Origin of the sequence: Rhizobium sp. Leaf453, assembly GCF_001425605.1 — a bacterium.
GTDB lineage: Bacteria > Pseudomonadota > Alphaproteobacteria > Rhizobiales > Rhizobiaceae > Pararhizobium.
Genome location: NZ_LMRG01000012.1, coordinates 299,186 through 311,012 on the forward strand (window position 1 = coordinate 299,186; position 11,827 = coordinate 311,012).

At 60.6% G+C, this 11,827-nt stretch carries 7 protein-coding genes; all 7 read right to left on the reverse strand.

From position 1 onward, the window contains the following. Positions 1-106: 106 nt before the first annotated feature. On the reverse strand, positions 107-1,735 hold the full coding sequence (locus ASG68_RS14945; RefSeq protein ID WP_062583949.1) for an alpha-D-glucose phosphate-specific phosphoglucomutase: 1,629 nt from the start codon (positions 1,733-1,735) through the stop codon (positions 107-109). Positions 1,736-1,740: 5 nt separating this feature from the next. Then, entirely contained in the window at positions 1,741-3,180 is a 1,440-nt protein-coding gene (gene glgA, locus ASG68_RS14950; protein ID WP_062583950.1) for a glycogen synthase GlgA, read from the reverse strand. A 1-nt stretch (position 3,181) separates the two neighbouring features. Beyond that, positions 3,182-4,441, reverse strand: a complete 1,260-nt coding sequence (gene glgC / locus ASG68_RS14955) for a glucose-1-phosphate adenylyltransferase (RefSeq protein WP_062583951.1) — start codon at positions 4,439-4,441, stop codon at positions 3,182-3,184. A gap of 124 nt (positions 4,442-4,565) precedes the next feature. Continuing rightward, positions 4,566-6,776, reverse strand: a complete 2,211-nt coding sequence (gene glgB, locus ASG68_RS14960; RefSeq protein ID WP_062583952.1) for a 1,4-alpha-glucan branching protein GlgB — start codon at positions 6,774-6,776, stop codon at positions 4,566-4,568. Then, the gene (locus ASG68_RS14965; protein ID WP_113105461.1) at positions 6,773-9,238 is read right to left on the reverse strand and encodes a glycogen/starch/alpha-glucan phosphorylase; all 2,466 of its coding nucleotides are present in this window, start codon (positions 9,236-9,238) and stop codon (positions 6,773-6,775) included. The genes glgB and ASG68_RS14965 overlap by 4 nt, the downstream gene beginning before the upstream one ends. Positions 9,239-9,605: 367 nt before the next feature. Beyond that, the gene (locus tag ASG68_RS14970; protein WP_062583953.1) at positions 9,606-10,598 is read right to left on the reverse strand and encodes a TadE/TadG family type IV pilus assembly protein; all 993 of its coding nucleotides are present in this window, start codon (positions 10,596-10,598) and stop codon (positions 9,606-9,608) included. Between the two features lie 321 nt (positions 10,599-10,919). Further along, positions 10,920-11,798 (reverse strand): transglutaminase family protein, encoded by an 879-nt coding sequence (locus ASG68_RS14975; RefSeq protein WP_062583954.1) that lies wholly within the window; start codon positions 11,796-11,798, stop codon positions 10,920-10,922. Between the last annotated feature and the right edge of the window lie 29 nt (positions 11,799-11,827).

The window sequence follows — 11,827 nt, forward strand, 5'->3', positions numbered from 1 at the left end:
GAGTGGGGAGCGGCTGGCGTCAAACAACCGGCTTCCCGGTTTGTCTGAAAGCTGAGGCGCGGCGGCGCCGCGCCCCTTGCTTTTTTTTCTGCCGGTACCCGTTCGCTCAGGTAATAACGCTCGGCTCCGTGCGGCCGGTGCGGGACTTGATGCCGGCGATCTCGTCGGCGACGGCGATGAGGTCGGCGAGCGCTTCCTGTGTTTCGGTATCGTGCTTTGAGGCGTCGGGCTCGTAGCGTTCGATATAGACGCGCAGCGTTGCGCCGGATGTGCCGGTGCCAGACAGGCGGAAGACGACGCGGGAGCCGCCTTCGAACAGGATGCGGATGCCCTGGTTGTTGCTGACCGACTTGTCGACCGGGTCGTTATAGGAGAAGTCGTCCGCGGTGGCGACCTTGAGTTTGCCGAAGCTCTTGCCCGGCAGGGTGGCGAGCTGGTCGCGCAGCGCGCTCATCAGGCCGTTGGCGGCGTCGGAATCGACCTCTTCATAATCGTGGCGCGAATAGTAGTTGCGGCCGAAGGTCGTCCAGTGCTGGCGGGCGATATCCTGGACGCTTTCCATGCGCACGGCGAGGATGTTGAGCCAGAGCAGGACCGCCCAGAGGCCGTCTTTTTCGCGGACATGGTTGGAGCCGGTGCCGGCACTTTCCTCGCCGCAGATGGTGACGCGGCCGTCATCCATCAGGTTGCCGAAGAACTTCCAGCCGGTCGGGGTTTCGTACATGCCGATGCCGAGTTTTTCGGCGACCTTGTCGGCGGCGGCACTGGTCGGCATCGAGCGGGCGATGCCGGCAAGACCCTTGGAGTAACCCGGCGCCAGCGTCGCATTGGCGGCGAGCATGGCGAGACTGTCGGAGGGGGTGATGAAGATGCCCTTGCCGATGATCAGGTTGCGGTCGCCATCGCCATCGGAGGCGGCGCCGAAATCCGGCGCGTCGTCGCCCATCATCTCTTCATAGAGCGCGCGGGCATGGACGAGGTTCGGGTCGGGATGGTGACCGCCGAAATCGGGCAGCGGAATGAAGTTAAGCACCGAGCCCTTGGCAGCGCCCAGGCGGTTTTCGAGGATTTCCTTGGCATAGGGGCCGGTGACCGCGCTCATGGCGTCGAAGACGATGCGGAAGCCGCCGCCGATCAGGTTGCGGATCGCCTTGAAGTCGAACAGCTTTTCCATCAGTTCGGCATAATCGGCGACGGGATCGATGACCACGACCTCCATGCCGGCGACGGTCTGGCTGCCTTCGCTGTCGAGATTGACGTCGGCGACCTCGGCGATCTTGTAGGTCTCGATCGTGCGGGTTCCGGCATAGATGGCGTCGGTGACCTTTTCAGGCGCCGGGCCGCCATTGGCGATATTGTACTTGATGCCGAAGTCTTCGGTCGGGCCGCCGGGATTGTGGCTGGCCGACAGCACGATGCCGCCGAAGGCCTTGTACTTGCGGATGACATTGGAGGCGGCCGGCGTCGAGAGGATGCCGCCACGGCCAACCAGCACGCGGCCGAAACCGTTGGCGGCCGCCATCTTGATGGCGATCTGGATGACTTCGCGATTGTAATAGCGGCCGTCGCCGCCGATCACCAGCGTATCGCCCTTGAACCCGTCCAGGCTGTTGAAGATCGACTGGATGAAGTTTTCGGCATAGTTCTTCTGCTGGAAGACCGGCACCTTCTTGCGCAGGCCGGATGTGCCCGGCTTCTGGTCCATATAGGGGGTGGTCTGAACGGTTCTGATCATGGTCCTTAGCCTTTCGCAAGAAGACTGGAATAGAGATCGGCATAACGCTGCGCGCTCATATCCCAGGAAACGTCTGATTTCATGCCCTGGGCCTGCAGGCGAGCCCAGACTTTCGGTTGCCGGTAAACATTGAACGCCCGCCTGAGCGCCTGGCGCAGGCTGGCGGCGGAGACCGGCGAGAACTGGAAGCCGGTGGCGACCTTGGCGGCGAGTGCCGCCTCATTGGCATCGATGATGGTATCGGCGAGGCCGCCGGTATGGGCGACGATCGGCACGCAGCCATAGCGCAGGCCGTAGAGCTGAGTGAGGCCGCAGGGCTCGAAGCGGGAGGGGATGAGGATGGCGTCGGAGCCGGCCTGCATCAGGTGCGACAGGGGTTCGTTGTAGCCGACGACTAGGCCGACACGGCCGGGATGGCGGGCGGCGGCGGTGCGGAAGGCGGATTCCAGTGCCGGATCGCCGGAGCCGAGCACGGCGAGTTTGCCGCCATTGTCGACGATGTCGTCGATCACCTCGGCCAGAACGTCCATGCCCTTTTGCCAGGTCAGGCGGCTGACGACGCAGAAGATCGGGCCGGGCGCTTCATCGAAGCCGAAATGCTCGGACAGCGCCTTGCGGTTGACCTCGCGCTTCTTCAGCGAACTTGCACTGTAGTTGGCAGCGATGTTGGTATCGGTCTGCGGATCCCAGACGGCGGCGTCAATGCCGTTGACGATGCCCGACAGGTTGGTGATGCGGGCATTGAGCAGGCCTTCGAAGCCCATGCCAAATTCAGGTGTGAGGATTTCCTGGGCATAGGAGGGGCTGACGGTGGTAATGGCATTGGCCGTCTGCAACCCGCCTTTCAGGAAGCCGACATCGCCGAAATACTCAACATAGTTCACCGAGAAGGCTTCGCGCGGCAGCGCCAGTTCCGGGAAGACCTGCGGGCCGAACTGGCCCTGGAAGGCGATGTTGTGAATGGTCAGCACCACCGGCATGGCATGGGCTGGGCCAAAGCGCATGTAGACCGGGGTGAGCGCTGCCTGCCAGTCATGGACATGGACGAGGTCCGGTTTCCAGCTTGGCAGCATGCCGCCGGCAATCTCGGCTGCTGTCAGCGACAGGGCCGCGAACCGGCGGAAATTGTCGGGATAGTCGATGCCGGCGCGATCGACATACGGGCCGCCGTCACGGTCGAATAGTTCCGGCGCATCGAGCACGAGAATGTCGATGCCGTCATGAACGGCCGAAAGGATGGAGGCGGGGTGGCCGAACAGGTTTTCGAAGCTGCCGATTTTCTCCGGCTTCTTGATCTTCTGCATCACCACCGGATAACCCGGCATAAGCGTGCGCATGCGGATGCCGTGCGGCTTCAATGCCGCCGGCAGGGCGCCCGCCACGTCGGCGAGACCCCCTGTCTTGATCAGCGGAAAGACTTCCGATGCGACGGACAGCACTTCCATCTTACATGCCCAGCTTGTCGATCATCGCCTGGGTGATCAGGCAGATGCCATTTTCCGAGCGGCGGAAGCGCTTGGCGTCCATTTCCGGATCTTCACCAACAACAAGGCCTTCGGGGATGACGACACGGCTGTCGATGACGACATTCTTCAACTGTGCGTGCCGCTCGATCTTGACGTTCGGCAGGATCACCGCGCCTTCGAGACGGGAGTAGGAGTTCACACGGACGCCGGTGAACAGCATGCTCCTGTTGAGCGTCGCGCCGGAGATGATGCAATCGCCCGAGACGAGGGACGAGATGGCGGAACCACGGCGGTTTTCGTCGTCATGGACGAATTTTGCCGGCGGCTTGATTTCCGCGAACGTCCAGATCGGCCATGTGCTGTCGTAAATGTCGAGTTCCGGCGTCACATGGGTCAAGTCGATATTGGCCTGCCAGTAGGCATCGATCGTGCCGACGTCGCGCCAGTAGGCTTCACTCTCGAAATCGGAACGGACGCAGGACTGATTGAACCGGTGGGCGACGGCTTTGCCGTGCTGGACGATATAGGGAATGATGTCCTTGCCGAAGTCGCGCGAGGACGATGGGTCGGCGGCATCCTTGCGCAGGATGTCCATGAGGAACTTGGTGTGGAACACGTAGATGCCCATCGACGCCAAGGCCATTTCCGGATTACCGGGAATGCCCGGCGGATCGGCGGGCTTTTCGACGAAGGCGATGATCTGGTCCTTTTCGTCGACATGCATGACGCCGAAGCCGGTCGCTTCCATGCGCGGCACTTCCAGGCAGCCGATGGTAACGTCGGCGCCGGAATCCACATGCTGCTGGAGCATGAGTTCATAGTCCATCTTGTAGATGTGGTCGCCGGCGAGGATGACCATGTATTCGACGCCATGATCCTCGATGATGTCGATGTTCTGGTAGACGGCGTCGGCCGTGCCTTCATACCATTGCGTCTCCGAGACGCGCTGGGAGGCGGGCAGGATGTCGAAGCTTTCGTTTCGTTCCGGGCGGAAGAAGTTCCAGCCGCGCTGCAGGTGGCGGATCAGCGAGTGCGCCTTGTATTGAGTGGCGACGCCGATGCGGCGGATACCGGAATTCAGCGCGTTCGACAGTGCGAAATCGATGATGCGGGCCTTGCCGCCGAAATAGACCGCGGGCTTGGCGCGACGGTCTGTCAGTTCCTTGAGGCGGCTTCCGCGTCCGCCCGCAAGGACATAGGCCATTGCGTCACGGGCGAGGGGTTGCGAGCGTTTTTCCATTGATTTTTCCTCCCGATAGTATGGTTCCCCGGAGCGGCTTGACCGGCATCTTCCGATGGCCTCCGCTCCCAATATTTTTTCTGACGTACATTTGGGCGGACCCTCCGGACCGCCCAAAAGTGCGCTAATCCTGCTCCAGCATCAATGTCGCCAGAGGCGGCAAGGTGATGGTTGCCGTAATCACACCCGAGCTGTTTTTTGTCGCCTGCACGGCGCCGCCGTTGCCCTTTCCACTGCCGCCATAAATCTCGGCGTCGCTGTTCAAGATTTCCTTCCACCGTCCCTCCACGGGCAGCGGTATCGTGTAGTTTTCGCGGTAGACCGGCGTGAAATTGCTGATGACGGCAACCGTCTTCTCGCCCGGTGCCTTGCGCAGCCAAGCAAAGACGGAGTTTTCACGGTCGTCGGCGATCAGCCATTCGAAGCCTTCGCCTTCACAGTCGCGGGCATGCAGGGCAGCCTTGCTGCGGTAGGTGCCGTTGAGATCACGCACCAGCCGGCGCATGCCTTCGTGCATGGGATATTCGAGCAGGTTCCAGTCGAGCGAGCGATCTTCCGACCATTCGCGCCACTGGGCGAATTCCTGGCCCATGAACAGCAGCTTCTTGCCGGGATAACCCCACATGAAGCCGTAATAGGCTCGGAGATTGGCGAACTTCTGCCAGTCGTCGCCGGACATCTTGGCGATCAGAGCACCCTTGCCGTGGACCACTTCGTCATGGGACAGCGGAAGTACGAAATTCTCGCTGAAGGCATAGAGCAGGCCGAAGGTCAGGTCGTTGTGGTGGTGCTTGCGGTGGATCGGCTCGCGCTGGAAATATTGCAGCGTGTCATGCATGAAGCCCATGTTCCACTTGAAGCCGAAGCCGAGGCCGCCGGCATGAACCGGATGCGAGACCTTCGGCCAGGAGGTGGATTCCTCGGCGATCGTGATGATGCCGGGATGGCTGCCATAGACTTCCTTGTTCATCGTCTGCAGGAAGCGGACGGTGTCCAGGTTCTCGTTGCCGCCATATTCGTTCGGCACCCATTCGCCATGCTTGCGCGAATAGTCGAGGTAGAGCATCGAGGCGACGGCATCGACGCGCAAACCGTCCAGATGGAATTTTTCCGCCCAGTAGAGCGCATTGTTGACGAGGTAGGAGAACACTTCGGCCCGGCCGAAATTGTAGATCGCGGTGTTCCAGTCGGGGTGATAGCCCTGACGGGGATCCTCATGCTCGTAAAGTGCGGTGCCGTCGAACCAACGCAGGCCGTGGGCATCGGTCGGGAAATGGGCCGGCACCCAATCGAGGATGACGCCGATACCGACCTTGTGGGCGCCGTTGACGAAGCGGGCAAAACCTTCCGGCTCGCCGAAGCGGGCGGTCGGCGAATAGAGGCCGGTCGTCTGGTAGCCCCAGGACGGATCGAACGGATATTCGGTGATCGGCAGGAACTCGATATGGGTGAAGCCCATGTCGACGCAGTAGGGGATCAGGCGTTCGGCCAGTTCGTCCCAGGACAGCATGGTACCGTCATCGCGCAACTGCCAGGACGCGGCATGCACCTCGTAAATCGAGATCGGTTGGCGGCGGGCATCGACGCTGGCCCAATGGGCGCGATGCGCATCGTCCTGCCAGACCTGCTCGATTTCACCTGTCGTCATCGAGGCGTTTTTCGGGCGCAGTTCCGAACGGCGGGCAAAGGGGTCGGCCTTGAGTGGCAGAACCTCGCCGTTCTTGCCGACGACCTCGTATTTGTAGATCGCACCCGGCTGGATGTCCGGCAGGAAGATTTCCCAGATGCCGGTATCCTGGCGCAGCCGCATCACATGGCGGCGTCCATCCCAGTTGTTGAAATCGCCGACCACCGAGACGCGCTTGGCATTCGGTGCCCAGACGGCAAAATGGAAACCGTCGGCGCCATCATGCTTGAGCGGATGCGCGCCCATCTTGTCGAAGAGCCTGAGATGCGAGCCCTCGCGGATGTAATAATCATCCATCGGCCCGAGGACCGGGCCGAAGCTGTAGGGATCGGTAACGGTCCACTCGCCGCCGCCATTGCTGGCGCGGTAGCGAACCGGCTGGATCTTCTTGAGCGCGACCGGGCCTTCGAAGAAGCCGGCATCGTCACGCCGTGTCAGCGTGCCGATGTCCTTGCCAGTCAATGTTTCGGCGATGACGGCTTCGGCGCCCGGAATGAAGCAGCGGGCGACGAACTCCTTGCCTGCGGCATGAACGCCGAGGGCGGCAAACGGATTGGTATGAGTGCCAGCGAGGATCGCCGCAATCTCTTCCGCCGACAGACTGGCTGGCGGAACGGTAGGCGTGGCGTCTTTCGGCACTAATGTCATCCGGCTCTCCAGATTTCCCCGGCATATTGCCGGATTGTACGGTCGGAGGAGAACCAGCCCATGCGCGCGGTGTTGCGGATGGTCTTGGAATACCAGCTGGCCGTATCGGTCCAGAGCGCGTCGACTTCGCGTTGTGCCTTGCTATAGGCATCGAAGTCGGCAGCGACCATGAACCAGTCATGATTATACAGGCCGTCCACCAGGCCGGTGAAGCGGTTTCGATCGTCGGGCGAGAAAACACCGGAGGAGATGGCCGCGAGCGCCTGGGACAATTCCTTCGACTGCTCGATGATGGCGCGGGGATTGTGACCCTCGGCGCGCACCTTGGTGACTTCCTCCGCCGTCATTCCGAAGATTTTTATGTTTTCCTCGCCGACCCAGTCGCGCATTTCCACGTTCGCGCCATCCAGCGTACCGATGGTAAGCGCACCGTTCAACGCGAACTTCATGTTCCCGGTTCCCGACGCTTCCATGCCGGCGGTCGAAATCTGTTCCGACAGGTCGGCCGCCGGAACCATGATTTCGGCAAGCGAGACGTTGTAGTTGGGGATGAAGACGATCTTCAGCAGGCCGTGGACGGAGGGGTCATTGTTGATGACCTTGGCGACGTCATTGGCGAGCTTGATGATCAGCTTGGCGTTGTGATAGCTCGGCGCCGCCTTGCCGGCGAACAGTTTGACACGCGGAACCCAATCCAGCTCGGGACGCGAGCGGATCTGGTCATACAGCGAAATCGCCTCGATGATGTTGAGGAGCTGGCGCTTGTATTCGTGGATGCGCTTGATCTGGATGTCGAACATTGCCGACGGATCGAGGCGGATGCCCATCCGGCTCTGGACCAGTTGGGCGAGCTTCACCTTGTTGGCGCGCTTGATGGCGGCGAACTGTTCCTGGAAATCCGGCTTGTCGGCAAAGGTATCGAGGGCCTGCAGCGCCTCGGTATTGTCCATGAATTCGTCGCCGATGGCGCCGCGGATCAGCGTGACAAGATCCGGATTGCATTGCATCAGCCAGCGGCGCGGGGTAATGCCGTTGGTCTTGTTGTTGATCCGGTTCGGGTAGAGCCGATGCAGGTCGGCAAACACGGTTTCCTTCATGAGTTCGGTATGTAGGGCGGAAACGCCGTTGATCGAGTGCGATCCGACAAAAGCCAGATTGCCCATACGAACACGGCGGTCGCCGCTCTCGTCGATCAGGGAAATGTTGCGGACTTCCTCGTCAGTGTGTGCCTTCTGCTTGCGGGCTTCGAGCAGAATCTTGGCGTTGATCGCATAGACGATCTGCATGTGACGCGGCAGCAGTCGTTCGAACAGCGGAACCGGCCATGTTTCGAGCGCTTCGGGCAGAAGCGTATGGTTGGTATAGGAGAAGGTCCGGCGCGCGATGTCCCAGGCGCCTTCAAAATCGATGCCATGGACGTCGGTCAGCAGGCGCACCAGTTCGGCGACGGAAACCGCCGGATGGGTGTCGTTGAGCTGGATCGCGACCTTGTCCGGCAGCGAGGTGAAGTCCGGATATTGCTGCAGGTGGCGGCGAAGGATGTCCTGTAGCGAGGCCGAGGAGAAGAAGAACTCCTGGCGCAGGCGCAATTCCTGGCCGGCCGGCGTTGCATCGGCCGGATAGAGGACGCGGGCAAGGCTTTCGGCCTTGTTGCTTTCGCGCAACGCGCCGATATGGTCCCCGGCGTTGAAGGCGTCGAGCAGGATCGGATCGATCGGATGGGCGGTCCACAGGCGCAGCGTGTTGACGCGCTTGGCACGCCAGCCGACCACCGGCGTATCGCAGGCCGTGGCGATGACGCGCTCGGCCGGCTTCCAGACGTAGCGGGTCACCTCTTCATCGACATTGACGGTTTCGACAGAGCCGCCGAAGCCGATCTCGTAGGAGCTTTCGCGGCGTTCGAATTCCCACGGATTGCCGTGGGCAAGCCAAGTCTCCGGCAGTTCCACCTGCCAGCCGTCGGCCATCTGCTGGCGGAAGAGACCGTGGACGTAGCGGATGCCGTAGCCATAGGCGGGGATGTCGACCGTGGCCATCGATTCCATGAAACAGGCGGCAAGACGGCCAAGGCCACCGTTGCCGAGTGCTGCGTCCGGCTCCAGCGTGGCGATGACGTCGATGTCGACGCCGAAGGAGTTGAGAGCTTCCCGCAACTCATCCATCAGGCCGATATTGGTGACGGCGTCACGCATCAGGCGGCCGATCAGGAATTCGAGCGATAGATAATAGACGCGCTTGGCATCGGTCGCGTAGGTCTTGCGCGTCGATTCCATCCAGTTGTCGGTGATCCGGTCGCGAACGACCAGAATGGCAGCCGTCAGCCAGTCGTGCGGCTTGGCGACCTTGGGGTCCTTGCCGATGCGGTAGGTGAGGCGTTCGATGATTTCCTTGGCCAGGGTTTCGGAGTTTGAGGCGCGTGGCGCCGCGCTCGGGATACTTTCGTTGGACAAACGATCGATCATAGAATCTGGGTTACCTTCTATCGGTTTGGGAGACCGGAGGCCGAACACCAACGGGGCATATGAGCGATTTATGCACCGATACGAAGCGCTTGCAATAGTGTTTTCAATAAGATGAAAATTGCCGCGGGGCCGCATGGTCATTGCGGTTTCAAATCCGAAAGGGACAATCGGCGAGGGTACCGCGCGGCACTGACGGCAATGCCCGGCAGTATATGTCTTTACGCTTAAATGCGTGGCGATGCCATTGATTCCGTAATCGTTTTCGCAACGCGATCTCATCGCCCGAACTTGCGATCGCGCAATTGGCAAAGCCGCACCCACCAGACGGACGGGAGCGGCTTTGAATCAGTGTTCCGATTTGGTCAGGCTACTTTGTCAGGCGGACAAAGCTACCGTCGGCACCGCATGTGGCGGTGACCGTGTAGAAGAAGTCCTGGCGGTCCCAGCCGCCGCCGTCTTCCCAGGCATGCTCCTGCTTCTTGGCGCAACCGAAGTATTTTTCCAGCGACGCCTTCACGCCAACCGGAACCTGCTTGCCATCGACGAACAGATGATTGCTGGTGTTCGGATCGTCCGTGCGCAGGACGGCGTTGTAGCTCTTGTAGGAAGCGCCGTTGTTTTTCGCGCAACTCACGGCGCTGTTCTTGACCGTCGCCTTGTAGCCGATATCGCAACCATCATTCTTGATATCCATGCGTAGCGCGAGATTGGTGTACTTGCCGAGATCGATCGTTCCGGCGGGATTGGCGACATAGGTGCCCTGGCCGCCATTGGTCTGAGTGGTCGGCTGATAGATGACGGTTCCGAGCAGTTCTTCCGTCGTTGCGCCCTTGCGCAGGACGAGTACGGAGATTTTCTTGAAGTACCAGCCTTGTGCCTTGGTCGGCGTAAACGTGATCTTTTCCGGTTTCATCGGGGAGAGAGCCGATGCCGTGACTCCGACATCCACGGTATCGATATTGGCGATCTGCATCAGGCTTGTCGGCACCGACTTCTGCAATACGACCTTCAACGTCTTATCGCTTGCCGTGACCTTGTATTTCACCTTGTTGGCCAGAGCCTTGTCTTCCGTGATTTCCTCATCGGTCGCGGTATTAACCTGGCCCTTGATATAGTGGACCGTGACGGCTTCAGCCGCGGCAAAATTGGTTCCGTCAAAGACGGCGCCGCCGGCGAGAACGGCCGAGTCGGCCACTTCCTGAAGTCTGGTTTTCTCGGTGGTGGCAACCGTGTAATCGACGGCGGAACCTGCCGCCACAATCACGACGGGAAGGGCGATCGCAGTCATGATCGCGAAATTGCCGGAGCGGTCTGCGAGGAGTTTGTCACAAAGCTGAAAGAAGGTCGAACGAGTTGCCATTTGATCTACTCTAGAAAGTCATTTTCCAATGAGATCATTCTTACGCGACGAGTCTTACCAGTCGGTTTTGACGATATGTCGGATTTTATGTAATCGCGGAATTACGGAAGGAATCGGCCCGGTTTGTCGGCGTTTTCTCGATGTCGAGAGGGAGGCATGCTGTTTCTTTCTGGAGCATTCGATGGCTGATGGCATGCCCGTTCGCCATTTCATGCGCTTTTCGAAGCCTCCAGCCATACGCGTGAAGGCCGCGTTCGCTGATCGGACGTCTGGCGATGAAAAAGTTGTTCGAAAGGGGGACTCCAGTGGTCCCGTTTTGGGTCACTGCAGCGGAATGACGTCCACGGCCTGTTCCGTCTTGTGCGATCCGTAGCTTTTCAGGACGCCGATGACGGGTGCGACATCGCTGTAGTCGCGGCCATGGCCGACGACGATATGATCGAGACCGGCAAAAATATTGTTGGTGGGGTCGAGTTCCAGCCAGCCGGAGGTCGATCCGCACCAGAAACGCACCCAGGCATGCATGGCGTCGGCGCCTTCGAGGCGCTCCTTGCCCGGCGGCGGGATGGTCCGGAGGAAGCCGCTGACATAGCCGGCGGGAATGCCGAGGCTGCGCAGGGCTGTTATCATCACATGGGTAAAGTCCTGGCAGACGCCCCGTTTCAGCTTGAAGGCCTCGCGCGGCGTCGTATCGACTGTCGTTGCCTTCGGATCGTAGGTGAAATCTTTGTGGATGCGCTCGCAGATGGCGGTGGCGATCTGGCGGACGGTCATGTCTGGCTTGGCGATCGAGCGGGCATAGGCAGCGATGGCTGGGTCGTCCGGCAGGCGCGGGCTGGCGCCCAGGAAATGATGCGGCGAATTGGCATCGAGTGACCAGACACTGGCAATATCGGCGGGAAAGCCGTCAAGATCCGGCGAAAAATCCGCCGTCAGGGCCTGCGCGTCGAGCTGGATACGCGCCTGCATGCGGATGACCAATTTTTCATGCGGTTTGCGGAACAGGATCGAGGTCGATGGATTGGCGAAGAAGTCGACGGCGTCGGTTCGCTCTTCCGGCGTCGGTGTGCACGTGACCGTACCGGCGACCAGCCGCTGGCGCTCGGGAAGCGAGACCGGCAATACGCGGACGATGTGCCGACCGCCGGAAACCGGAACTTCGTATGTATAGGTGATCCGCAGATTGATATCGTAGAGCATGGTCTCTCACATCCGGCGCAGGCGATTCG

Excerpts from the sequence above, each read along its gene's own strand:
- ASG68_RS14945 (WP_062583949.1), bottom strand. The coding sequence starts at position 1,735 with ATGATCAGAACCGTTCAGACCACCCCCTATATGGACCAGAAGCCGGGC.
- glgA (WP_062583950.1), bottom strand. The coding sequence starts at position 3,180 with ATGGAAGTGCTGTCCGTCGCATCGGAAGTCTTTCCGCTGATCAAGACA.
- glgC (WP_062583951.1), bottom strand. The coding sequence starts at position 4,441 with ATGGAAAAACGCTCGCAACCCCTCGCCCGTGACGCAATGGCCTATGTC.
- glgB (WP_062583952.1), bottom strand. The coding sequence starts at position 6,776 with ATGACATTAGTGCCGAAAGACGCCACGCCTACCGTTCCGCCAGCCAGT.
- ASG68_RS14965 (WP_113105461.1), bottom strand. The coding sequence starts at position 9,238 with ATGATCGATCGTTTGTCCAACGAAAGTATCCCGAGCGCGGCGCCACGC.
- ASG68_RS14970 (WP_062583953.1), bottom strand. The coding sequence starts at position 10,598 with ATGGCAACTCGTTCGACCTTCTTTCAGCTTTGTGACAAACTCCTCGCA.
- ASG68_RS14975 (WP_062583954.1), bottom strand. The coding sequence starts at position 11,798 with ATGCTCTACGATATCAATCTGCGGATCACCTATACATACGAAGTTCCG.